This is a genomic window from Tardiphaga alba (genome assembly GCF_018279705.1).
GTDB lineage: Bacteria > Pseudomonadota > Alphaproteobacteria > Rhizobiales > Xanthobacteraceae > Tardiphaga > Tardiphaga alba.
Genome location: NZ_CP036498.1, coordinates 3,192,260 through 3,213,104, shown reverse-complemented (window position 1 = coordinate 3,213,104; position 20,845 = coordinate 3,192,260). Strand labels below are relative to the sequence as shown.

The window sequence follows — 20,845 nt, the reverse complement described above, 5'->3', positions numbered from 1 at the left end:
GGGTTCTCCCGGTCTGTCAGCTGTTGGCAGCGGCTTGCCAGGTCGCGTCATTGATGGCGTCGATGGCGGTACCGGCGACGTTGGCGTTGAGCAGGGCCTTGATGTCGAGCATCAGGATGTTGGAATCGTGGACGCGCGACGGCAGGCTCTGCAGGAGCTCTGCATGCGCGCGATACGCGGCTTGCGCCTCCGCCATGGTGACGGCCTTGAAACGGAACGGCATGCCCGGCTGGGTCTGGCCGAAGCGGCCGAGATCGGCGGAGATCACCGTCGCGATTTTCGGATAGCCGCCGGATGTGCCGCGATCCGGCATCAGCACGATGGGCTGGCCGTTGCCGGGCACCTGGATCGAGCCGTTCACGGTGCCGTCGGAGACGATGTTGTGGCCATGAAGGTGCTTGATTGCTGGACCTTCGAGGCGGTAGCCCATGCGGTCGCTGGTGGCGGAAATCTTCCATTCGCTGTTCAGGAACAAGTCCTTGCCGTCCGCGAATTCGTCGTCCTGCGGTCCCATCACGACGCGGATCGGGCCTTCGCCGGGTGACGGCAGTTCGATGCGTTTCTCCGTTGTCGCGCTTGCTGTCGCGACCAGCAATTCGTCGCCAGCCTGCAGCGGTCGCGGATAGGGGCTGCCGAGGCCGGCACGTGCATTGACGGCGAGGCTGCCGAACATCGGCTCGCCACGCACACCGCCTTCGATGGCGAGATAGCCGAAGGTGCCGGAGCGGGCGACGCCGATGTTCAGGCTTTCACCGTCAGCCAGCGTGACCGTCGTGTTCACGGCAACCGAGGAGCCTGCGACATCGGCCGGCCGCAACGCGCCGGTCAGTGCGACGCGGACGGCGCCGCCCTTCGCGGTGAAGACGGAATTCAGCGGGCCGAGTTCGATGGTGGCAGCGAAGAGCGGATTGCCGAGCAATGCATTGGCTGCCGCCATCGCAAGGCGATCGACAGCACCGGATGGCACGAGGCCATAACGCTGTGCGCCAAAACGGCCGATATCCTGCACCGATGTGCCGGGGCTCACGGAAGCGACGATCAGCTTGCTCATGACGGGATCAACTCGGCAACGAATTCGCCGGCCTCGGCGGCACGGTCCTGCTCCGCAAATGTCTTCTCGTCGATAGCAGCGAAGGTGATGGCATCGCCGGGCTCCAGCAGGAAGGTGGGATCGCGGCCGAGCTGATAGGTGCGCACGGGCGTGCGACCGAGCAGGTGCCAGCCGCTGGGGCCGGCGAGGCACTGCACGCCGGTCTGGATGCCGCCGATGGAGATGGTGCCGGCTGGCGTCAGCAGCCGCGGATTCTGTCTCCGTCCCATCTGCATATCGCTCGGCAGGCCGGAGAGATAGGACCAGCCCGGCGTGAAGCCAATCATGGCGACCTTGTAGTCACCGGCCACGTGGCGCGACACGACCTCATCGGGCGTGATGTTCAGCGCCTTGGCGACGTCTTCGAGATCGATGCCATTCTCGCCGCCATAGGCGACGGGAATGCGCCAGCGCCTCGCGGGCTTGGGGTCCGGTAGCGGCTTGAGGGCAAGCTCGGTCAGCTGCGTGCCGAGCGCTTCGAAGTCGATCTGCAGCGGATCGTAATGCACCAGCAGCGAGCGATAGGTGGGCACGGTCTCGGTGATCGCGGCAAGCGCCGCGGTGGCGACGAGCTTGTCCAGCGCGAGCACACGACGGTTCGCCTCGTCATCGATGGTGCGGCTGAATTCGACCGTGATGGCAGCATCGCCGGAGGGCAGAATGCGGGGCGGGGAGAGAGCTGCGGCCATGGCGTCTCACGTCTGTCACGATGCATTCTGCATATCGCGTTTTGCCGGTCAGTGGAATTCGCAATCTCAAAATAGCCGTGCAGCTTCAATAAATTATCATGCATGTGAACGATAAGCTGGGATGATCGCCGATGCGATGCAGCACTGTGCGCGAGCCTCTTGACGTCGTGGCATTCCACCGCAAGATGCGCGGCCTGAACATCCTCTGACGGAAAGCTCCGCGCATGTCCCTGTCTCCTGAAGTCGTTGCCACCCTGTCCAAGATCTCCACCGCCACCATCACCACGGTGCTGTTGAAGAAAGGGCTGCGCAATGTCTGGATGCGGGGCGCAAAACCGTTGCGTCCGGGCATGCCGCGCCTCGTCGGCCCCGCCTTCACGCTGCGTTTCGTCCCGGCCCGCGAGGACCTCGCTACGCCGGAATCCTGGTCGTCGCCGATCTCCACCCGCACTGCCATCGAGGCGATGCCGGAAGGCTGCATCGCCGTGGTGGATGCCATGGGCATCACCGATGCCGGCATCTTTGGCGACATCCTCTGCGCGCGCATGCAGAAGCGTGGTGTTGCCGCGCTGGTATCCGACGGCGTGGTGCGTGATATCGAAGGCGTGCTCGGCACCAATCTCCCGGTCTGGTGCGATGGTTTTGCGGCGCCGGCTTCGGTGACCGGTCTGACCTTCGTCGGCTGGGGCGAACCGATCGGCTGCGGCGGCGTTGCCGTTTTCCCGGATGACATCATCGTCGCCGATCAGGATGGCGCCGTCGTCATTCCCAAGGCCTTCCTCGATCACGTTCTCGCTGAAGGCGAAGAGCAGGAGCGCATGGAAGCCTGGATCGTCAACGAGGTGAATAACGGCGCCGCGCTGCCCGGCCTCTATCCGATGAACGCCGAGACCAAGGCGCGCTACGCCGCGTCGAAGAAGTAACAAGACGATCGCCGTCGTCCCTCATCCTGAGGAGCGGCCGAAGGCCGCTTCTCGAAGGGTGAGGGCCACCAGCTCATGGTTCGAGACGGCGCTGCGCGCCTCCTCACCATGAGAGGCAGAGATTAGGAGTCTTCATGAAGCTTTTTCCTGCAGGTTCGCGTCCGACAAAACGGGCGCCGGACGAGTATTTTACGGGCACGGTCTGGCAGGATCCGGTCGTTGTCGCGGAAGCGCCGGCACGGCTGGTGACGTTTCGCGTGAGTTTTGAGCCGGGCGCGCGCACCGCCTGGCACACGCATCCGTTCGGCCAGACGCTGTATGTGACCGACGGCGTCGGCCGCTTCCAGACCGAAGGCCATCCCATCATCGAGATCAAGCCGGGCGATACCGTGTGGATTCCGCCGGGTGAAAAACACTGGCACGGCGCTGCGCCGGAGACCGGCATGGTTCACATCGCCATGCAGGAAGCGCTCGACGGCAAGACAGCGGACTGGATGGAGAAGGTGACCGACGAGCAGTATGGCAAGGCTATCGGGTAACTCAGACTGTAGGGTGGGCAAAGCGAAGCGTGCCCACCTTTACCAGCCGTGCAGTTGAAGGTGGGCACGGCGTAATGGCGCCTTTGCCCACCCTACAGATTGTTAGTTCACCCGCGTCCAGGTCTGGCCGCCGCAGAACATGCCGCCGAAGGCGCAACCTTGTACGCGCAGGGAGTCGTTGCCCTTCAGCGCGATGGTCGAGTCATAGGTGCTGCCGCTCTTGGGATCGTAGATCTTGCCGGCCCATTTGCTGTCGCCCGGCTTCATGTTGATCAGGATCTTTTCGCCATTGGCTTCGGTCTTCTTGTCCATGGCATAACCGCAGATATCACTGCCGCAATTTTCGATGCGGATCTTGCCTTCGTTCTTCTCGGTCATCCAGATGCCGAGCGGCGAAGCGGCTGCCACCGGTGACGGTGCCGGCTTCACGGCAGGATCAGCAGCCGGTGTATTGGCGACAACGGTCGATGGCGCGGGCTTTGCGGGCTCCGCTGTGGCAGGCGTGTTGCTCGACGGCGCGCTTGATAGCGCCGGCGGCGTGGCAGTGGTCGCGGGCGCTGCAGGGGCCGCTGCGACCGGCGCTGGAGCCGGTTGCGCAGGCTGAGCCGTTGTCGGTGGCGGGGCGGGCCGCACGCGCTCTTCCCTGGGGGATGGCGCCGTGTTGCTCTCGCGGTTGTCGCGGTCACGATCGCGGCGAATGCGCTTGGTGTTGTATTCGAACACGCCCGGGATCGAGATCGACACGCAATCCGCAGAGTTGCAGTCTTTCGGCGCATCGATGGTGACGGACTGGCCGCCGATGTCGAAGGAATAGGTGTCGGCTGCCTGGGCGGCAGTCGTGGCCAGCAGGATGGCGGCAATAGCGGCGAAGCGCTTCATGATGGTCCCCTGAACGTTTGCGCATCCAGTTCCGTCATATCGGCCGCGTCTCGCCTCCAGAGCGCAACCTTGACGGAACCCTCGTGCTTCTTCGTCGCCGGGAGAAAACGCCGGGTTCATACCGGCGTTCCGAAAAATTCAAGGACGTTCAGTTTTCGCTGACTGGCTCGGTTTCGGGCATCTGGCGGCTGATGGTCATCTGCCGTTTCAGGCTCTGGAACCGTTCGCGTGCCGCACCCTCACGGGCGTTGATGAACTCCACCACCTCGTGGCGCGGCATTGGACCGGAAGAAATCGGCCGCGAATGGCTGCCAATGGTCTCATCGACGAAATACTGGCCGTCCTCGTCCCGTCGTGCGGTCCAGCGAAACCGGATGGCATCGAGCGGGCCAGGGCCAAGGCGCGTGTAGCCGTCGACCTCGCCATGCTCGATCGCGGGCAATTCCGGTTCTGGCTCGGGTGTGAAATCAGGTTCGGGCGCCGTGGTCGGCGCGTCCGTCTCGGCAATGACCGTTTCCTGCTCGACGGTCACGGTCACGCGCTCGGCGACCACCGTCACGGTCTCATGCAGGTGATGATCCGTGGGCTCCGCATCGGCGATCCGGGACAGCGAGGATTCCTTGCTGTCGAGAATGCTGGCAATGGCAGCCAGAGCGTGGTCGGTCGGATCGTTCTGGGTCAAGGCGCGGCTCCCGGCACATCCAAAAGGCAAGTACAAAGGCAGATCAAGGCGGCATTTCACCGGCAATCCGCCGGGGCATATGACACTTTCACAACGCCTGTGGCCCTTTTGGGGCATGCCGGCGGCCATTTTCATGGCCGCCGGCTCGGACCTCCATCAGTCCAGTACGTCGGTATTCACGACATTGGCGCGGATCGGTTCGCCGTCGAGCGCACTGAGCATGTTGCGGGCAGTCTGCAGGCCCATGCGGTCGAGCGCCTCGCGGGTGACACCGGCCACATGCGGGGCGATGATCACGTTGGGCAGTTCGAACAGTGTATGGCCGAGCGGCGGCGGTTCGGCCTCGAACACATCGAGACCCGCGCCGGCGAGCTTGCCTGATGTCAGTGCGTCATACAGCGCGGCCTCGACCACGATGCCGCCGCGTGCGGTGTTGATGAGATAGGCGGTCGGCTTCATCTTGCCGATCCGCGCTGCGTCGAACAGGCCGGTGGTTTCTGGTGTCTTCGGGCAGTGCAGGGTGACGAAGTCCGCCTGCGCCACGGCGGCGTCCAGGTCCTTCACCGGCTCGTAGCCCGCAGCCTTGATGGCATCGGCGGAGACGTAGGGATCATAGACCAGCACGTTCATTTCCATCGCCTGGCAGCGCGTCGCCGTGCGGCTGCCGATACGGCCGAAGCCGACGATGAGAACGGTCTTGCCGAACAGGTCGAAAGGCAGCGCGGTGAAGCGCGTCGCCCATTTTCCTTCCTTCACCATGGCATGCAGCTCGGCGGCGCGCTTGGCCAGGGTCAGCATCATGAACAGTGCCTGTTCGGCGACGGAAGGCGAATTGGCGGTGCCTGCGATCATCAGTGGCACCTTGCGCGTGCTGAGTGCCGGCACGTCCACGGCATCATAGCCGACGCCGATACGCGCCACGACTTTCAGGTCTTTGCTGGCTTCGAGTTCCGGTGCGCCGAAGCGCGTGGCGCCGAGTGCCGCGCCATGAACCGGCGCATGGGTTTCGATCAGCTTGAGGAAGTCTGGCGCGGAAATCAGGTTGCTGAACTCGATCGTCTCGATGTCGTCGCGTGCATCGAACAACGCGCGGCCTTGCGGCGACAGGGACTCGGTGATCAGAAGTTTCTTCTTGTTGGTCGCCATTTCCACCCCTTGAAAGATTCAATCTGTGATGCGCGCACGTTCTTCGCTGCGCTGAATTTATCTAACAGGCTTGATGCGACGAGGTCCACATCGGCCAGCGCAACGCAGCGTGGCAGAGCCAGTGGACTTCGCCGACGCGAAGCTAATATGTTCAATCCCGCAGATTCCGCTCGGCCATTTTGTTGCGCCGCAAAAGCGTTCAAGGAGTTGTTGATGATCCGATTGTCCCAACCGCGTCGTGCACTGTGTCTCGCCGTTGCCCTGCTCATCGGGCATGCCGGAGCCGCCGAAGCCCAGGGCCTGGTACAGGGCATGCAGCGCGGCGCGCGCGACGGCAATCGTGCAGCGGGGCCGATTGGTGGCGTGCTGGGCGGAGCGATCGGCGGCGTGGTTGGTGCGGTCGGCGGCGTCCTTGGTGTTCCCGCCAACAACAACAGCGTGCGCGGACCGGTATCCGGCGCGCAGCCCAATGCGAAACAGGCCAAGGCGAAGAAGGGCAAGAAGGGCGCCGTGCAGCCCCCGAGCTGACCGCCGAGCAGATCGTCGCCAACAGCGACGCGAATATCGCGCGGATCAAGACATCGCTGAACCTGACGCCCGAACAGGAGAAGAACTGGAGCGGCTTCAGCGACGCCATGCACGGTCTCGGTAACAATGGTGCCGAGCGTTTCAAGCTGCGTGTTGCGCGCGCACAGCGCGATCCGCCGGATGACATCATTGAGCAGATGCGCAACGAGGCCCAGTTCCTCAATGACCGCGCGGTCGACCAGCGTGCCGTCGCTGACGCTGCCGAGCCGCTCTATGCGGTGCTCGACGACAAGCAGAAGGCGCTGTTCATCCAGGAAATGGTGAAGCTGAGCCGCGAACGCGGTCTCGACTGAACTGCCGCATTCCGGAACCTCCCTGTCTCGTGCGCGTTTTTCTTCGCAATGACGGAGGAGACGATCATGGCTGAGAAGTTCGATCCGGCGCCCCACGACAAATATGCGGAGGGCGTGAAAGAGGCCGCAAAAGCAGATCGCAAGACGAGTGAAGATCTGAAAGCGGGGTTGGACGGCACATTCCCGGCCTCTGATCCCGTCAGTGCCACGCAGCCTGACAAATCCAAGCACGATGCCGATCAGGATCCATCATTGTGGACCAAGATCACGGGCGTCTTCAAATCCTGATCGATGGAATGCCGTGCAAGGTTCGGTTAATGGTGCCGTTGCAACATGGTCTCAGGCGAGTCGTTCCGCAGGAGACTGGCATTGGCGAAGATGTTGATCGACGAGAGCGTTGATGCCGAGGCATCCGCGCGATCCAAACGGGGCGCGGTATTCACGATCCATGCGACCCGTGATGACCGCAGCCTGACGACGCACCGGATCATACCGGACATCGCCGTCGCTCAGGCCCGGCAACTGAACGATGCAGGTTGGCGCGTTCATATCTCTGGCTTGGGCGGTCGAGAGTTCAAGCCCTCCGAATTCTACCAGCTCTTGGATCACAATCGCATAGGCTGATCGGTCGTCCGCAACTCCGTCATTGCATTGGCAGGGTTTCTCGCACTTGCGAACGTGCTAGCTTGGGCCAAAGACGCTCTCCTCATTTGTCTCAGGTTCCAGTTATAAGCCTATGAAAAATTTCGCTCTTGGCGTTCTCGTCGCCGTCGGAATCGTCGGCGTGTCGCCCACGCTCGCTAAATCTTCGCGCAACGATCAAATGCTGAAACTCGATCCGGCGACGCGCGTCGAGCAGCGTTGCGATGCGCGCGCGATGGGTATCGTTGGCCGCGAGCATAAGGGGTATCGGCCCGACGAATTCGTTGCCTATGCCTTCGCGGAGCCCGTCATCCGCGGAACCCAGATCAAAGCTCCCGGCGGTGCGATCCGCTCCGGCGGCAAATGGTACAGACTGGCTTATGTCTGCGAAACCTCATCCGATGGTCTCGAAGTGAAATCGTTCAGCTATCAGCTTGGCGCCGAAGTCCCGCGCAGCGAGTGGGATGCGCACTATCTCGTCCCAAGGTGACGCGGGGCCTATAGATTGACGATTTGTGGCGTCCCGAAGAACCGTTCTGACATGGTCTTCAGCAGTTTGGTGCTTTGTGAACTTTCCAGATTGGATCGCGCGCAGAGCAATGCCTTGAGCGGTGGCAAAGCTGGCAGGTAGTATTCCTGTGCCCAGACCAGCGGGGCGGGGATCATCCGCTTCGGAATCGCGGCGATGCCGATCCCGGCCTCCACGGCCGCGAGCTTGGCATGATAGTCCGGACTATTGAACACGATCTTGTACGCGAGTCCGTGGCGGGTGAGCGTGCGGATCATCAGGTCGTCGCCTGGCCAGGTCAGCAACGGGATCGGCGCGCCGGGACTCAGCACGAAATCCTTCGACCGCACCCAGACGAATTCCTCATCAACCTCGTTGACGATCAGATGCGAAATCTCGCTCGTCATTTCCGGATTTTCAAAGATATAGGCGATGTCGATATAACCGTCGATCAAGCCCTTGGTAATACCGACCGAGTTGTCCGTATGGATGACGAGATCGGTTAGTAGCCCGCCGCGTTGCTCAGCAAGAAACTGCCGCACGAACAAGGTGCTCAATCCCAACCGGATCGGCTGCGGCAGATGCGCGGCACCGCCGATCCGGAGCATCTGATCATTGGCTTCAAGGATGCGCCGGGCTTGATGCAGGACGAGCTTGCCGAGTTGCGTGGCGCTTGTGCCCTGAGACGTTTTTGTAAAAAGTGCCCCGCCGACCAAGCCCTGAATGCGTTTGATCTGCGAGCTGACCGCAGGCTGGCTTAAGCCCAGTCGTTCAGCCGCTTTGGTGAGGCTTCCGGTCTCGGAGATGGCGACGACTGTGCGAACGATCTCAATGGGGATGTTGAGCGGCTGATATCGCTTATGCATCTCGCCTCCGAATCCCGTCCGGAATTGATGGTGAGATCAAAATCTACAGTTGTGTCACGCCGGACCGCAATCGATGAATTTGAGTGCTTCCTGCAACAGTCTGTGAAAATTATGCACGCTGGGCGTGTGGCCTCTGGTATACGGTGCGGAATTGAGGTAGCTCGTTACGGACGCGATTCCCAGTGCGCGTACAGCGCTTTTTAAGCAATTAAAGGTTGTTTGTTCTGAGGTCGTCGGCGCCGTTTTAGGCGCTGCGACCGAAACCTGACGGTTTTCGGAGCTCGCCGATGCCTAGCACGCGCATACTCTACCTGAACGACAATATCCGCACCGAGCACCTCAAATGCTCCTGTTGCCGGACGCAGGTTTATCTCTCAAAAATTGAGCCCGACGGCGCTGGCGGTGAGGTGCGAACCTTTGCTTGCCCGCACTGTCAGGCCCGCCGCCTGATGCGGCTATTGCCACGCAGCGTCAGGGCGCGACCATTCGAGGTCGTCGCGTGCGGCGATCTTGGCATGCGTTGAACCCGCCGGCTCGCTCAGACCACGCGTTGGTCAGACGACGCGTTGTTCAGACGAGGCCTTGCTCAGAGACGATCGACGCGCAGAAACAGTGCGCAGAGGATCGCGAGGATGGCTGCTGTAAACAGCCATGACGGATTCATGCAGAACATGTCGCCGTAGCGGCAAATGCGGACTGCCCAGGCGGTGTTGTTGATACTCGCCGCGTAGAAGATGCCAGCGGCGACCGTGAGTATGCTCGCAATCATGAACATCGGGCGCGCTCCAGAAATTCCGCCTAACCTGCGCGGGATTGCTGAAACGGTCGTGAATCCGATCAGGGAAAGTCGGGGGTGTCTGCGAGATTGCGGTGGATGCGTGCGAATAGGCGTGAAGCGCCGCGTTCTGAATTTGTTAACCGCGACTCATTCAGGCTCCGAACGAATAGATCGAATGCGCGGGAGGCCTGATTGGCCATATATGAAACGACGTCTTACGCACAAATGCGCCGCTGCCGCATGGCGCATCTGTATGGCGAGATGATCGACGAGCGTTTCAGCGCCGCAAGCGACAGCACATTCGTTGGAGGTTACGTGCATGCGGTTCGACCGGATCTGACTTGCTGGCCGCTGCGCTGGGAGATCGTCGTCGAGGGCTACCCGGTTGCCGGTCGCGCGATGGCTTTAGCTGGCTGACAACTCGTCTTGATCAGGCTGATCAGTAACGGGCAACCGACGGACCACCGAAGTGATAGTTGAGTCCGCCACGAACCGTATTCGTGTTGAGATTCACGTCATGGGCGACCAGGCCGTTGGCCGTTCCCGCGCCCGTCAGCAGCGGTGATGCCGCTTTCTGCTTTCCAAAGTCAGTGTAGAGATACTCGACCTTGGCGCTCCAGTTGCGCGTAAAGGCATGCTCGATCCCCGCACCGGCGACCCAGCCAACCGCGGTCTTGCTGAAATCGGTGCGTTCGCTCTGGCCGGCCGTATCCACGTAGGACGACGACAGGTTGAGCTCGGTGAGGGCGAGGCCTCCCGTGAGATAGAACAGCGTGCGATCGACGGTGTAGCCCACGCGCGGGCGCAGCGTCACGGACCAGTCGGCGCTTGTCGCAGTCGTCGCCGTGAATGAGGTGCCACCGACGGGGAATGGAGCGGTGACGCTGCGGGCCTGACGTAAGCCGGTATAGCTGGCATCGACCTCGACACCGAACAGCCAGCGATCGACCTGATGGTTGTAGCCGATCTGGCCACCGCCATTGAAACCGGCAGGATTGAATTGCGTTGAGCTCGACGCAAAAGCCTGCTGATTGGCGATCGGCGTCGTGCCATTGACGAAAGCACTGTTGACGTCGCTGCGCCCCCAGACGCCGCCGGCATGGCCGCCGACATACCAGCCGCCCCAGTTATAGGAGGCATCGGTAATCTGCGGAGCTTTGGTGACAATGCGTGACAACATGTCGGCCGCCGAAGCCGTAGCCACGCCAGTCATTGCCAACAATGCTGCCAGTCCGAGCAGTCTCATCCGCTTGCCTTTGACCCCAGCAACGCGCTGCGGACAAAAGTACTCTAGCGGGTTCCGATCACGATGGCTGTGACCGGCCGGCAACAACCGCAGGGACAATACCCCGGTATGGGAAAAGAAGCCCGGCTGGTTGCCGGGCTTCGAGCAGGGCCTTTAAAATGTGCAGACATTGACGACACGGACGCGGGGCCCGCGGCGGGTCTCGACGACGCGGCGCTGCAGGCAGTCATCGGTGAGGCCACCGATATAGAAGGTCGGACCGCCATAAAAGCCGTGATGGACGATGCGGCCATTCCAGCCGGCGATGTGCCAGCCATGGTGATGGGTCCATCCCTGGGCCGAAGCTGCGGATGGCGCGAGGGCAGCCGCGCCGAGCGAAGCGGCGGCGATCAGGCCGAGGGTGATTTTGCGAAGCATGGTCGTTCTCCATTGGGCTGGGCCAGCGGCCCTGTGATGTCCCTGCCGATGGGTCGCGCTGCCCTCAGGCAGCGTTCAGCCGGCGCATGGAGAATCGTGTTTCAGTCTTGTTTCATGATGCGGGGGCAGATTGGCTGCATGCGCATCAGAAAGTGAGGTGACCAACACCGGGCATGAATTGCACCGGGCGGTGTTTGATGTCCGCCGTCGAGCAGCCGGGGGGGCGCGATCAGAGGCGAGCGCGGAAGCCGTCGTAAGCGTGAGCAACAAGAATGCCTGCGCTGAGTACGCCGAAGATTGCAGTGACGGTGTCGATCATGATCGGTGGTCCTTTTCCCCCGCGCTGACCAAACGTGATGAGCTGCCGCACAGTCAAAGATATTCGTGAGAGCGCTTTCATTCGGTTGTGTGGTGATGCGTTGCTGCAACATCCATCAGCGTCGAAGCGTGGCACCATGTGGCAAGACTCGCGGCGGTGGGGTGGCGCAAGCGTGTCGTAAGCCCGACGGCGTCGACATGGGGATACGCCTTGCCTCTCGGCAATGGCGGTTCACGGTCAGCTGATTTGTGCTTACAAACACGATCGGATGCGCCGCATGTCTCGTCGATCGAGCCGCAGGGTCGGGTGCTACAATTAAGGAAATCCCGTGGCCGATACATACGGAAATGAGATCAATGTTGGACCGCCGCCGGTGACGCTGCGGAAGCGGAGGTCGTTTGGTGCGGTCGGCATTCTGGCCGTCCTGCTCATCGTCGGCGCCGCAGGCGGGCTTGTCTGGCTCAATCTCGATACCGTCACTGATATGCTGCACGGAGCGGCGAACCCTGTCAGCGCCCCCGGTGAAAATGCTGAAGTCCTTGCGAGCGCCGCCGAGCCGGCCGTGAATGCAGCCGAGTTCACAGCTTTCCAACAGCAGACCGGAAGCGCGATCCAGACCGCCAATGATCTGCTCAATGCGCAGAAGGTTGAGCTCAAGCGCTTGTCGGACCAGGTGCAGGGACTGACCGGCCAGCTGGCGAATCTGACCGCGAAGCTCGACCAGATGCAGCAGGGCAGGGCCGCCGCGGCACCGACACCCGCGCCGGTCGCCGTGCCTACCGCTGCCGCGGCGCCCGCCGCCGCCAGCCCCCGGCCGGCACCCACGGCGCCGCGCAAGCGCGCCGCAGATCGCCCCGCCGGTGCAGTGTCGGTCGGCGGCGCACCACTGGGCGGCGCAGCCCCGGCGCCGCGCTAGGTCGGCGCGTCAGGTCAGGTCAGGTTCTTGCGCCGCGCCAGTTCCGCTTCGGTGGGCTGTTCGAATTCGAACGAGCCCGTCGTGACAGCGCCGGATGGAACATAGCGATTGGCGGTGATGCCGCTCGCGGTCGTTTTCGACGACACGAGCTTCAGCGCCGTGGGCTGCGATGCGTCACCGAACAACCGCTTGCCGCGACCGAGCAGGATCGGGAAGACGTAGACATTGATCTCGTCGACCAGGCCATGCGCGAACAGGGTCTTCAAAAAATCCGTGGAGCCCTGGGTGAGCAGGTTGGGGCCGTCTTCGCGCTTTAGCTGGCGCACCGCCTCCACGGCATCCGCGCCGAGGATGTGGCTGTTCTGCCAGTTTGTCTCGAAGCCGCGATTGCGTGTCGCGACATACTTGTTGATGCGGTCGAACAGTGGACCGATCGGATCGTCCGGTTTGGCATAGGGCCAGTGTGCGGCGAAGATATCGTAGGTCTTGCGGCCGAGCAGCAGATCGAACGGCGCGCTGAAGAGCTCACCGACCTCGGCGCCCATGGTTTCATCGAAATAGGGCGCCGCCCAGCCGCCAAACGAGAAGCCGCCGATCGGGTCCTCCTCGGGGCCGCCCGGTGCCTGCATGACGCCATCCAGGCTGGTGAAGGCGCCGACGATGAGCTTTCGCATTCTGAGATCCTCCTGCGCCACGACCGGCGCCTGTGATCAAGACGTCTCGCTTTGCGCATATGCCGACAAGCCGGCAAAAATAATCTGCGGGGGGCCAGTCGACCGACCGTGCGCACGTATTCCTCTTCCCCTGCGCAGCCCCCTTTGCTAAGCGCTGTCGGCAACGGAAGGGTGGCCGAGTGGTTTAAGGCAGCGGTCTTGAAAACCGCCGTGCCTGCAAGGGTACCGTGGGTTCGAATCCCACCCCTTCCGCCAATTCCCGCGCGCGCGGCTGTGCATCGGGCTCATCCCGGGGCCCACCTAGATTTCCGTCGTCATCCCCCCTATATTCATCCTGTCGCAAGACGATGGCGCTGAACCTCACGATGGACCGCAGGCAGACCCGGGGGCAGTACCCGGCGCCTCCACCTCAGCAGCTTCTGGCTTTTCTCAGGGAAGTCGGTCGCAGGGCTGCTTAGGCGGGGGCGAAACAGGATCGATGGCTGCGAAGAAGTCGCGAATTGTGCTCGGCATGATACCGCCGTTATCGGGTCAAAAACCTAAATGCCAACGATAACGTTAGCATGAACGAAGTGCGCCTCGCGGCGTAACCGTTCGGGGTTGGTCCACCTAGCAACAGAACGGCCGGCCGCGTCATCCTTCGGGATGGCGCGGTTTTTCTTTGCACGGTGTTCAGTGCCGTGTCCTGCTGGCATTTCGGAACGGTTGCCGGGCCGCCTCGTGCTTCTCGAACAGCTCCAGCCAGCGACGATCTTCCATGCATGACCAGGTGTGCCCGTCCTCCATGGGCGTCATGCGGACATCGCCGAGTGCCGAATCGAGCCGGATGAATTCAGCGGTTTCCGCTGCCGACAGTCCGATCAGCACGCGCACGCCGTGGGCGTCGAGCTGATAATGCTCGTCATCATCGTCGATCATTCCGGCAGTTGAGCAGGGCGCCGATGCCGGTCAACGCAACGACGGATTTAACCTAAGCTTTCAACCTTACTGCAACGGGCTTTGCGCGTGCATCGGTAGATGGATCCGCTTTGCGGCCGGTTGTCGCTGTATGACAAGCTATGGTCTGCGCCGAGGCGCATTTTCACCACGTTGAAATGCGAGCTTTGAGTCGATCTCGATCTGGACGAAGGAGCAACCCATGGCGCGTAATTTTGGCGTTCACCGGCGGTTCAACAATCCGGCCGATGCACCGGTGTGGCCGTTATGGATGATGACCTTTGCGGCCGTCGCCGTGATCAATGCCGCAACGTTCCTGCCGCCGCGCTAGTCGCTGCAGTCTCTCTCGATGCAAGCGAGGGCCGTTAACCCCGGTTAGCGGCCGCGTGGAAATGTGAGGCATTTTCGCGCCGCGATTTTAAATCTCATTCGGTACATCGCTCCCAAAGACCATTCGGGGGCACACATGATTGAGACCATATTGCTGCTGGCGATCCTGGCCGGCTTCATCTGCCTTGGCGTGCAGATCTATCTGTGGCGGCAGGATGTGTTGTGGGGGCCGTATATCCGCCGCGAGGAGCGGAGCGGGCGTCTCATCGGCTGATCACCAGTTTTCGCTCGGCGACGTCGCTTACTTGAGCGACGTGTTGATCGATGTGAACTTGCCCTTGAGATTGCTGCCGGTGCCGTTGACCACGGCGATGATCGCAAGCGCGATGCCCGCAGCGATCAGCCCGTATTCGATGGCGGTGGCGCCCGACTCGTCGGCAATGAAGCGTTTGATCAATGTCATCATGCGGCGACGCTAGGTGGCTGAGATGAAGCGCTCGTAAATATCTACCGCACAACGCGCGGTATAATCTGATCCCGCCGTCATTCGCATGTGGAATCGATTTTGGGATGGCACGGCTCGCCTCTGTCAGTGTTCCGTTTACCATAACCCGGCTCACCCCATTTTCGCCCTGATTGGGCTACGATATATTCACCACGCGATGCGGAAGTGGGCGCATCGGATTTTGCGGCCACGGGGCTGCCCCAAGATGGGCAGACGGTCGCCGGCATGGTATTGGGGCGTATGGGGATTCTTCGGTCACACCGGCTCGGCCGCGCTGCGAGTGCAGCGGCGGCCATGGGCGCTTGTTTGGCGCTGGCCAATTGCACGTCCCAGACCACCAGCTTCAGCCGTGTCGATCCCAAATATGGCGTGTCCAGCAGCCCGCGCGTGGTCGGGGCCGGAGAGCCGGTTCCCAAAGGTGGCGGCACCTATCGAGTCGGCAAGCCCTACATGATCGCCGGCAAGACCTATGTTCCCGAAGAGAATGCCAATTATCGCGCCGAGGGCATGGCGTCCTGGTATGGCGACGCGTTTCACGGCCGCCGCACCGCCAATGGTGAAGTGTTCGACATGACCTCGCTCACGGCGGCGCATCCGACGCTGCCGATCCCGAGCTATGCGCGCGTCACCAATATGTACAACGGCAAGTCGCTGATCGTGCGCGTCAACGATCGCGGCCCTTATCACGGCAACCGCCTGATCGACGTCTCCAACAAGGCTGCCGAACTTCTCGATTTCAAGAACAACGGTGTTGCCCGCGTGCGCGTCGAGTATGTCGGTCGCGCTTCGCTGGAAGGCTCCGACGACCGCCAGCTGGTCGCAACCCTGCGCACCGGCGAACCTGCGCCGTCGCCATCGCTGGTCCGCGTGGCATCGGCGCGCTCTTTCGTGCCGGACATGCAGGGCGGCCGGGTCGTCTCGCGTGACATCCCGATGCCGGAAGGCCGGCCTTACTCGCTGGGCAATACGTCCGCGGATCGCCAGACCTCTGAAATGTCGTCGTCCAGCCGGCACCGTTCGGCTTCTGCCGGCTATCCCGCGGAGAATCGCCGTGCGGTGTCCTATGAAGGCAATGCCGACTACACCGCATCCGCCGAACCGGCCGGGCGCGCTGAGGGCACCGTCGATGCCCGCGGAGCTGCGGCGATCCTGTCGGGCCGCGGCCTGTACTGACCCATATTTGATCTAGCAACACCGTCACGCGGCCGGTCCGGTGACCGGCTTGCGTTGTCCGGGTGCCGCGATGCTGTTAAGACCTGACCATTCGGGACACGGCATGACATCAGGCTTTTTCACTGCACATCTCTCGCGGCCGCGCCCGGCGCGCTGGCGTTCGCTGCTGGCGGCTGTCGTCGCTGTGGCGCTCGTGCTGCCATCCACGGTGCAGGCCGCAAACCAGAGCGTGCAGGGCGCCAAGAAGGCGGTCGAGGACGGTGGCTATGACACCGATGCGCCGACGGCGATTCTGATCGAGGCCTCGTCCGGCGCCGTACTGTTCGAGAAGAACGCCGACGAGTTGCGCGCGCCCTCCAGCATGATGAAATTGATGACCGTGGAGGTCGCGTTCGACGCACTGACCCGCGGCGACATCAAGCTGACCGACGAATATCGCGTCAGCGAAAATTCCTGGCGCAAGGGCGGGGCACCTGCCGGTGCCTCGACCATGTTCGCGGCGATCAACAGCCGCGTGCCGGTGGCCGATCTGCTGCGGGGCGCCATCATCCAGAGCGGCAATGACAGCTGCATGGTTCTCGCGGAGGCCATGGAGGGCAACGAAGCTGCATTCGCCGAGCGCATGACCAAGCGTGCGCGCGCGCTCGGCATGCCGAAATCCACCTTCGCCAATTCCAGCGGCCTTCCGGATCCCGGCAACCGGATGACGGTGCGCGAACTCGGCGTGCTCGCGCGTCACATCATCCGCACCTATCCGGATTTCTACAAGATCTTCGGCGAGCGCGAATTCACCTGGAACAAGATCCGCCAGCAGAACCGCAATCCATTGCTCGCCACGCTGGAAGGTGCGGACGGGTTCAAGACCGGTTTCACCAAGGAAGGCGGCTACGGCATGGTCGGCTCGGCCGTGCAGAACGATACGCGCCTGATCGTGGTAGTGAACGGTCTCGAGGATTCCGATGATCGCGCGGCGGCGGCCAAGAAGCTGCTCGAATGGGGCTTCAAGAATTTCGAGGTGCGCACGCTGTTCGCCGCTGACCAGACGGTGGGCTATGCGAAGGTGTTCGGCGGTGAAAACCGTTCCGTCGCGCTGGCCAGCAAGGAGCCGGTCAAGGTGATGGTGCAGAAGAACGGCACCGACAAGCTGATCGCGCGCGTGGTCTACAAAGGCCCGGTGCATGCGCCGGTGAAGCCGGGTCAGCCGATCGGGGCGGTCAAGGTCTGGCGCGGCGCGCAGGTCGCCGTCGAGACGCCGCTCTATGCCGTCGATGCCATCGGCAACGGCACCACCGTGCAGCGTGCCATGGACGGCGCCAGTGAACTCATGATCGGCCTGTTCCGCGCCGGCGTCGAGAAACTCTAGACATGGCAGACACATCCATGTCGCCGCCACGCGGACGCTTTATCAGTTTCGAAGGCGGCGAGGGCGCCGGCAAGTCAACGCAGATCCGTCTGCTCGCGGATCGCCTGGACACCGCAGGCACGCGCGTGATCGTCACGCGCGAACCCGGTGGCTCGCCGGGCGCTGAGATCATCCGCCATGTGGTACTGTCCGGCGTCGGCAAGATGTTCGGGCCCGAAGCCGAGACGCTGCTATTCGCGGCCGCGCGCGATGACCACGTGCATTCGGTGATCGCGCCGGCGTTGGAGCAGGGCATCTGGGTGCTGTGCGATCGCTTCTCGGATTCGACGCGCGCCTACCAGGGCCGGCTCGGCAATGTCTCGCCCGAGTTGATGAACGCGATGGAGCGTGTCACCATCGGCCGGTTGAAGCCGGACCTCACGGTGATGCTCGATCTGCCCGTCGAGATCGGGATGGCCCGCGCCATGGCACGGCGTGGCAATGACGCGCCGGACCGGTTCGAGTCCGAAGGGGTCGATTTTCATCAGGGCCTGCGCGATGCCTTCCGGCAGATCGCGGCAGACGATCCCGATCGCTGCGTCGTCATCGATGCGAGCCGCGATGTGAAGTCGGTGGCGTCAGCCGTGTGGCTCGCCGTGCTGAAGCGTCTCGATCCGCTGGTCGAGAACAACCAGACGGCGCCGGCATGAGCAAGAACGAGCCCGATATCGCCGTCCCGCATCCGCGCGAGACCGCCGCATTGTTCGGCCATCACGAGGGCGAACAGACGCTGCTCAATGCCTATCGCGGCGGCCGCATTCCACATGCCTGGCTGATCTCGGGGCCGCAGGGCATCGGCAAGGCGACGCTGGCCTATCGCATGGCGCGCTTCGTGCTGGCGCATCGCGATCCCGCATCGGTGCAGGTGCAATCCGCCGAGACGCTCGATCTCGACGCCGCGCATCCGGTCAGCCGCCAGGTCGCCTCGGAATCTCATGGCGGGCTGCTGTCGATCCGGCGCACCGCCAATGACAAAGGCGTCATGCGCACTGTCATCACCGTGGACGACGTGCGCGAAACGGTCGGCTTCTTCGGCTCCACGGCTGCGGTCGATGGCTGGCGCGTCTGCATCGTCGATACCGTGGATGAGCTCAACACCAATGCTGCTAATGCGCTGCTGAAGGTGCTGGAAGAGCCGCCGCAGCGCTCGCTGTTCCTGCTGATCACCCACGCCCAGGCGCGCGTGCTGCCGACCATCCAGTCGCGCTGCCGCAAGCTGCCGCTGCGGGCGCTCTCCACCGATGACGTGCTCTCCGCTGTCGCGCTGGCCACGGAAGGCGAGGAAGGTGATCCCGCGCTCCGCGAGGTTGCCGACGCCTCCGAGGGCAGCGTGGCACGGGCCATCAATCTGCTCGGCGGCGGCGCGCTGAAGCTGCACCAGCGGACCGCCTCGCTGCTCAACACGCTCCCGCATGTGGACCCCCGCGAGTTGCATGCGCTGGGCGATGCGCTGGGGACCAGCGACCGTGTGGCGCTCGGTGCTTTCGTCGATAGCGTCGATCGCTGGATCGGTGAGCGCCTGCGCGCCGATCCCGCCAGCCTGAACGCCGATCTGCCCCGCCTTGCACGCCTTGCGGAGGTATGGGAAAAGATCAACAAAGCCGCGCGCGAGACCGAATCCTACAATCTCGAGCGAAAACCGCTGGTTTTCTCGGTGTTTGGCCTGCTCGCAGACGCGACGCGCTAAGCCAAACTAACGCGGCAAGATCGATCATTTGAAAGGCTTTCGCGCCGATGGCGAACGCAACCACCCGACCGAGCTATTTCCTCACCACGCCGATCTTCTATCCGAACGGTGTGCCGCATATCGGTCACGCCTATACCTGCATGGCGACAGATGCGATCGCGCGCTTCCAGCGCCTCGACGGCTATGACGTCCGCTTCCTGACCGGCACCGACGAGCACGGTCTGAAGATGCAGCAGACCGCCGTCAAGGAAGGGATCACGCCGCTCGAGCTGGCCACCCGCAACTCCGCGCGCTTCCGCGAGATGATGGCCGCGCTCAACATCTCCTATGACGACTACATCCGCACCACCGAGAAGCGCCACGAGCGCTCGGTGCAGGCCTTGTGGGTCGAACTGGAGAAGGCTGGCGCGATCTATACCGACAAATATGCCGGCTGGTACTCGGTGCGCCAGGAAGCTTATTTCGACGAGGCGGAAACCACGGTAGGCCCCGATGGCGTGCGCCGTGAGCCGCTGGGCTCGCCGGTGGAGTGGACCGAGGAGGAGACCTACTTCTTCCGCTTGTCCGCCTATGCGGACAAGCTGCTCGACCTCTATGCCCGCGTGCCGGATTTCGTGCTGCCGCGTGAACGACTCAACGAAGTCGCGAGCTTCGTCAAAGGTGGCTTGAAGGATCTCTCGATCTCGCGCACCACATTCGACTGGGGCATCAAGGTGCCCAACGCGCCCGGCCATGTGATGTATGTCTGGATCGACGCGCTCACCAACTACATCACCGCCGCCGGCTATCCCGATATCGACGGCGAGGACTTCAAGCGGCTGTGGCCGGCGAACCTGCATGTCATCGGCAAGGACATCGTGCGCTTCCATGCGGTGTATTGGCCGGCCTTCCTGATGGCGGCCGGCATCGAGGTGCCGCAGCGCGTCTTCAGCCACGGTTTCCTTCTCAACAACAGCGGTGAGAAGATGTCGAAGTCGGCGGGCAATGTCGTCGATCCCTCCGGCATGGCCGAGCAGTATGGCGTCGATCAGATGCGCTACTTCTTCCTGCGCGAGGTGTCGTTCGGGCAGGATGGTAGCTATAGCCACGACGCCATCGTCAACCGCACCAATGCCGACCTCGCCAACGACCTCGGCAACCTCGCCCAGCGCTCGCTGTCGATGATCGGCAAGCAATATGGCGGCGTGCTGCCCGAGCCCGGCGATTTCAGCGACAACGACAAGGCGATCCTGGCGCAGGCCGATGGCATGCTCGAAGCGGCACGCGCCGCCATGTCGAAGCAGCAGATCAACAAGGCGCTAGATGCGATCTGGGCTGTGGTCGCCGAAGCCAACCGTTATTTTGCGGGGGAGGCGCCGTGGGCGCTGGCCAAGACCGATCCGAAGAAGCAGGCCACGGTGCTTTACACCACGGCGGAAATCGTGCGTCAGGTCGCCATCCTCGCACAGCCTGTGATGCCGGCGTCGTGCGCCAAGCTGCTCGACGTCCTCGGTATCCCGGCAGACGCGCGTGACTTCGCAGCGATCGCGACCCGCATCAAGCCGGGCACGCAGCTTCCGACCCCGACCGGCGTGTTCCCGCGCTATGTCGAGCCGCCGGCAGCGAGCTGAGATTTTG

General features: G+C 62.8%; 26 protein-coding genes, 1 tRNA gene, 1 other RNA gene and 1 pseudogene. 17 read left to right on the top strand and 12 right to left on the bottom strand.

The window, feature by feature from the left end:
• Window positions 1-16 precede the first annotated feature (16 nt).
• Together RPMA_RS15250 and pxpB are read right to left on the bottom strand one after the other, a co-directional pair.
• The gene (locus tag RPMA_RS15250) at window positions 17-1,051 is read right to left on the bottom strand and encodes a 5-oxoprolinase subunit C family protein (protein WP_211908285.1); all 1,035 of its coding nucleotides are present in this window, start codon (window positions 1,049-1,051) and stop codon (window positions 17-19) included.
• A complete protein-coding gene (pxpB, locus tag RPMA_RS15245; protein ID WP_211908283.1) occupies window positions 1,048-1,779 on the bottom strand; it encodes a 5-oxoprolinase subunit PxpB in 732 nt (243 codons plus the stop codon). The genes RPMA_RS15250 and pxpB overlap by 4 nt, the downstream gene beginning before the upstream one ends.
• 224 nt (window positions 1,780-2,003) lie before the next feature.
• On the opposite strand from pxpB, the gene RPMA_RS15240 reads away from it, so the two are divergent.
• Both RPMA_RS15240 and RPMA_RS15235 read left to right on the top strand, forming a co-directional pair.
• Window positions 2,004-2,702 carry a ribonuclease activity regulator RraA gene (locus RPMA_RS15240; RefSeq protein ID WP_211908281.1) on the top strand — a complete coding sequence of 233 codons (699 nt, stop codon included), beginning with the start codon at window positions 2,004-2,006 and terminating at the stop codon, window positions 2,700-2,702.
• Window positions 2,703-2,836: 134 nt separating this feature from the next.
• Window positions 2,837-3,241, top strand: coding sequence for a (R)-mandelonitrile lyase (locus RPMA_RS15235; RefSeq protein WP_211908279.1), 405 nt, complete (start codon window positions 2,837-2,839; stop codon window positions 3,239-3,241).
• Between the two features lie 102 nt (window positions 3,242-3,343).
• Here the strand turns inward: RPMA_RS15235 and RPMA_RS15230 are convergent, their stop codons facing one another.
• From RPMA_RS15230 to RPMA_RS15220, 3 genes are all read right to left on the bottom strand, one after another.
• Window positions 3,344-4,120 carry a DUF2147 domain-containing protein gene (locus RPMA_RS15230; protein ID WP_211908277.1) on the bottom strand — a complete coding sequence of 259 codons (777 nt, stop codon included), beginning with the start codon at window positions 4,118-4,120 and terminating at the stop codon, window positions 3,344-3,346.
• A gap of 148 nt (window positions 4,121-4,268) precedes the next feature.
• Entirely contained in the window at window positions 4,269-4,802 is a 534-nt protein-coding gene (locus RPMA_RS15225; protein ID WP_211908275.1) for a hypothetical protein, read from the bottom strand.
• Between the two features lie 156 nt (window positions 4,803-4,958).
• Window positions 4,959-5,948 (bottom strand): hydroxyacid dehydrogenase, encoded by a 990-nt coding sequence (locus tag RPMA_RS15220; protein ID WP_211908273.1) that lies wholly within the window; start codon window positions 5,946-5,948, stop codon window positions 4,959-4,961.
• A 213-nt stretch (window positions 5,949-6,161) separates the two neighbouring features.
• On the opposite strand from RPMA_RS15220, the pseudogene RPMA_RS15215 reads away from it, so the two are divergent.
• The 4 genes and pseudogenes from RPMA_RS15215 to RPMA_RS15200 all read left to right on the top strand — a co-directional run bounded on the left by RPMA_RS15215 (window position 6,162) and on the right by RPMA_RS15200 (window position 7,961).
• Window positions 6,162-6,829: pseudogene (locus RPMA_RS15215) on the top strand (Spy/CpxP family protein refolding chaperone).
• Window positions 6,830-6,895: 66 nt separating this feature from the next.
• Window positions 6,896-7,117, top strand: a complete 222-nt coding sequence (locus RPMA_RS15210; protein WP_211908271.1) for a hypothetical protein — start codon at window positions 6,896-6,898, stop codon at window positions 7,115-7,117.
• Window positions 7,118-7,198: 81 nt separating this feature from the next.
• A complete protein-coding gene (locus RPMA_RS15205; RefSeq protein WP_211908269.1) occupies window positions 7,199-7,453 on the top strand; it encodes a hypothetical protein in 255 nt (84 codons plus the stop codon).
• A 112-nt stretch (window positions 7,454-7,565) separates the two neighbouring features.
• Window positions 7,566-7,961: a DUF930 domain-containing protein gene (locus RPMA_RS15200; RefSeq protein ID WP_249225211.1), complete on the top strand. Its 396-nt coding sequence runs from the start codon at window positions 7,566-7,568 to the stop codon at window positions 7,959-7,961.
• Between the two features lie 8 nt (window positions 7,962-7,969).
• On the opposite strand, the gene RPMA_RS15195 is transcribed toward RPMA_RS15200, so the two are convergent.
• Both RPMA_RS15195 and RPMA_RS15190 read right to left on the bottom strand, forming a co-directional pair.
• On the bottom strand, window positions 7,970-8,845 hold the full coding sequence (locus RPMA_RS15195) for a LysR family transcriptional regulator (RefSeq protein WP_211908253.1): 876 nt from the start codon (window positions 8,843-8,845) through the stop codon (window positions 7,970-7,972).
• Between the two features lie 586 nt (window positions 8,846-9,431).
• Window positions 9,432-9,620: a hypothetical protein gene (locus RPMA_RS15190; protein ID WP_211908251.1), complete on the bottom strand. Its 189-nt coding sequence runs from the start codon at window positions 9,618-9,620 to the stop codon at window positions 9,432-9,434.
• Window positions 9,621-9,815: 195 nt separating this feature from the next.
• On the opposite strand from RPMA_RS15190, the gene RPMA_RS15185 reads away from it, so the two are divergent.
• A complete protein-coding gene (locus tag RPMA_RS15185; protein WP_211908249.1) occupies window positions 9,816-10,040 on the top strand; it encodes a hypothetical protein in 225 nt (74 codons plus the stop codon).
• A gap of 22 nt (window positions 10,041-10,062) precedes the next feature.
• Here RPMA_RS15185 and RPMA_RS15180 read toward each other — a convergent pair whose 3' ends face one another.
• Together RPMA_RS15180 and RPMA_RS15175 are read right to left on the bottom strand one after the other, a co-directional pair.
• Window positions 10,063-10,803, bottom strand: a complete 741-nt coding sequence (locus tag RPMA_RS15180; RefSeq protein ID WP_249225209.1) for an outer membrane protein — start codon at window positions 10,801-10,803, stop codon at window positions 10,063-10,065.
• A 219-nt stretch (window positions 10,804-11,022) separates the two neighbouring features.
• Window positions 11,023-11,286, bottom strand: a complete 264-nt coding sequence (locus tag RPMA_RS15175) for a hypothetical protein (RefSeq protein ID WP_211908245.1) — start codon at window positions 11,284-11,286, stop codon at window positions 11,023-11,025.
• A gap of 647 nt (window positions 11,287-11,933) precedes the next feature.
• Between RPMA_RS15175 and RPMA_RS15170 the strand changes: the two genes are divergently transcribed.
• On the top strand, window positions 11,934-12,521 hold the full coding sequence (locus tag RPMA_RS15170; RefSeq protein ID WP_211908243.1) for a hypothetical protein: 588 nt from the start codon (window positions 11,934-11,936) through the stop codon (window positions 12,519-12,521).
• Between the two features lie 14 nt (window positions 12,522-12,535).
• On the opposite strand, the gene RPMA_RS15165 is transcribed toward RPMA_RS15170, so the two are convergent.
• The gene (locus RPMA_RS15165) at window positions 12,536-13,195 is read right to left on the bottom strand and encodes a dihydrofolate reductase family protein (protein WP_211908241.1); all 660 of its coding nucleotides are present in this window, start codon (window positions 13,193-13,195) and stop codon (window positions 12,536-12,538) included.
• A 165-nt stretch (window positions 13,196-13,360) separates the two neighbouring features.
• Here RPMA_RS15165 and RPMA_RS15160 point away from each other — a divergent pair.
• Window positions 13,361-13,450, top strand: a tRNA-Ser gene (locus tag RPMA_RS15160).
• Window positions 13,451-13,492: 42 nt separating this feature from the next.
• Window positions 13,493-13,826, top strand: a transfer-messenger RNA (tmRNA) gene (gene ssrA, locus RPMA_RS15155).
• Window positions 13,827-13,867: 41 nt separating this feature from the next.
• On the opposite strand, the gene RPMA_RS15150 is transcribed toward ssrA, so the two are convergent.
• A complete protein-coding gene (locus RPMA_RS15150; RefSeq protein WP_211908239.1) occupies window positions 13,868-14,113 on the bottom strand; it encodes a hypothetical protein in 246 nt (81 codons plus the stop codon).
• A gap of 220 nt (window positions 14,114-14,333) precedes the next feature.
• Here RPMA_RS15150 and RPMA_RS28260 point away from each other — a divergent pair, with 220 nt between their 5' ends.
• Window positions 14,334-14,462, top strand: a complete 129-nt coding sequence (locus RPMA_RS28260) for a hypothetical protein (RefSeq protein ID WP_256438167.1) — start codon at window positions 14,334-14,336, stop codon at window positions 14,460-14,462.
• A 135-nt stretch (window positions 14,463-14,597) separates the two neighbouring features.
• Window positions 14,598-14,735, top strand: coding sequence for a hypothetical protein (locus RPMA_RS15145; RefSeq protein WP_211908237.1), 138 nt, complete (start codon window positions 14,598-14,600; stop codon window positions 14,733-14,735).
• 27 nt (window positions 14,736-14,762) lie between these two features.
• On the opposite strand, the gene RPMA_RS15140 is transcribed toward RPMA_RS15145, so the two are convergent.
• Window positions 14,763-14,927 (bottom strand): Flp family type IVb pilin, encoded by a 165-nt coding sequence (locus RPMA_RS15140; protein WP_211908235.1) that lies wholly within the window; start codon window positions 14,925-14,927, stop codon window positions 14,763-14,765.
• Window positions 14,928-15,206: 279 nt separating this feature from the next.
• Here RPMA_RS15140 and RPMA_RS15135 point away from each other — a divergent pair, with 279 nt between their 5' ends.
• The 5 genes from RPMA_RS15135 (at window position 15,207) to metG (ending at window position 20,838) form a co-directional block, all read left to right on the top strand.
• Window positions 15,207-16,139 carry a septal ring lytic transglycosylase RlpA family protein gene (locus RPMA_RS15135; protein WP_211908233.1) on the top strand — a complete coding sequence of 311 codons (933 nt, stop codon included), beginning with the start codon at window positions 15,207-15,209 and terminating at the stop codon, window positions 16,137-16,139.
• 103 nt (window positions 16,140-16,242) lie between these two features.
• Window positions 16,243-17,502: a D-alanyl-D-alanine carboxypeptidase family protein gene (locus tag RPMA_RS15130; RefSeq protein ID WP_211908231.1), complete on the top strand. Its 1,260-nt coding sequence runs from the start codon at window positions 16,243-16,245 to the stop codon at window positions 17,500-17,502.
• A 2-nt stretch (window positions 17,503-17,504) separates the two neighbouring features.
• On the top strand, window positions 17,505-18,191 hold the full coding sequence (tmk, locus tag RPMA_RS15125; RefSeq protein WP_211908229.1) for a dTMP kinase: 687 nt from the start codon (window positions 17,505-17,507) through the stop codon (window positions 18,189-18,191).
• Window positions 18,188-19,228 carry a DNA polymerase III subunit delta' gene (locus RPMA_RS15120; RefSeq protein ID WP_211908227.1) on the top strand — a complete coding sequence of 347 codons (1,041 nt, stop codon included), beginning with the start codon at window positions 18,188-18,190 and terminating at the stop codon, window positions 19,226-19,228. Before tmk ends, RPMA_RS15120 begins: the two co-directional genes overlap by 4 nt.
• Window positions 19,229-19,275: 47 nt before the next feature.
• Window positions 19,276-20,838, top strand: a complete 1,563-nt coding sequence (gene metG / locus RPMA_RS15115; RefSeq protein WP_211908225.1) for a methionine--tRNA ligase — start codon at window positions 19,276-19,278, stop codon at window positions 20,836-20,838.
• Window positions 20,839-20,845 lie beyond the last annotated feature (7 nt).

Coding starts and splice junctions, on each gene's coding strand:
- RPMA_RS15250 (WP_211908285.1), bottom strand. CDS start 1,051: ATGAGCAAGCTGATCGTCGCTTCCGTGAGCCCCGGCACATCGGTGCAG.
- pxpB (WP_211908283.1), bottom strand. CDS start 1,779: ATGGCCGCAGCTCTCTCCCCGCCCCGCATTCTGCCCTCCGGCGATGCT.
- RPMA_RS15240 (WP_211908281.1), top strand. CDS start 2,004: ATGTCCCTGTCTCCTGAAGTCGTTGCCACCCTGTCCAAGATCTCCACC.
- RPMA_RS15235 (WP_211908279.1), top strand. CDS start 2,837: ATGAAGCTTTTTCCTGCAGGTTCGCGTCCGACAAAACGGGCGCCGGAC.
- RPMA_RS15230 (WP_211908277.1), bottom strand. CDS start 4,120: ATGAAGCGCTTCGCCGCTATTGCCGCCATCCTGCTGGCCACGACTGCC.
- RPMA_RS15220 (WP_211908273.1), bottom strand. CDS start 5,948: ATGGCGACCAACAAGAAGAAACTTCTGATCACCGAGTCCCTGTCGCCG.
- RPMA_RS15210 (WP_211908271.1), top strand. CDS start 6,896: ATGGCTGAGAAGTTCGATCCGGCGCCCCACGACAAATATGCGGAGGGC.
- RPMA_RS15200 (WP_249225211.1), top strand. CDS start 7,566: ATGAAAAATTTCGCTCTTGGCGTTCTCGTCGCCGTCGGAATCGTCGGC.
- RPMA_RS15195 (WP_211908253.1), bottom strand. CDS start 8,845: ATGCATAAGCGATATCAGCCGCTCAACATCCCCATTGAGATCGTTCGC.
- RPMA_RS15190 (WP_211908251.1), bottom strand. CDS start 9,620: ATGTTCATGATTGCGAGCATACTCACGGTCGCCGCTGGCATCTTCTAC.
- RPMA_RS15180 (WP_249225209.1), bottom strand. CDS start 10,803: ATGTTGTCACGCATTGTCACCAAAGCTCCGCAGATTACCGATGCCTCC.
- RPMA_RS15175 (WP_211908245.1), bottom strand. CDS start 11,286: ATGCTTCGCAAAATCACCCTCGGCCTGATCGCCGCCGCTTCGCTCGGC.
- RPMA_RS15165 (WP_211908241.1), bottom strand. CDS start 13,195: ATGCGAAAGCTCATCGTCGGCGCCTTCACCAGCCTGGATGGCGTCATG.
- RPMA_RS15150 (WP_211908239.1), bottom strand. CDS start 14,113: ATGATCGACGATGATGACGAGCATTATCAGCTCGACGCCCACGGCGTG.
- RPMA_RS28260 (WP_256438167.1), top strand. CDS start 14,334: ATGGCGCGTAATTTTGGCGTTCACCGGCGGTTCAACAATCCGGCCGAT.
- RPMA_RS15145 (WP_211908237.1), top strand. CDS start 14,598: ATGATTGAGACCATATTGCTGCTGGCGATCCTGGCCGGCTTCATCTGC.
- RPMA_RS15140 (WP_211908235.1), bottom strand. CDS start 14,927: ATGATGACATTGATCAAACGCTTCATTGCCGACGAGTCGGGCGCCACC.
- RPMA_RS15135 (WP_211908233.1), top strand. CDS start 15,207: ATGGGGATTCTTCGGTCACACCGGCTCGGCCGCGCTGCGAGTGCAGCG.
- RPMA_RS15130 (WP_211908231.1), top strand. CDS start 16,243: ATGACATCAGGCTTTTTCACTGCACATCTCTCGCGGCCGCGCCCGGCG.
- tmk (WP_211908229.1), top strand. CDS start 17,505: ATGGCAGACACATCCATGTCGCCGCCACGCGGACGCTTTATCAGTTTC.
- RPMA_RS15120 (WP_211908227.1), top strand. CDS start 18,188: ATGAGCAAGAACGAGCCCGATATCGCCGTCCCGCATCCGCGCGAGACC.
- metG (WP_211908225.1), top strand. CDS start 19,276: ATGGCGAACGCAACCACCCGACCGAGCTATTTCCTCACCACGCCGATC.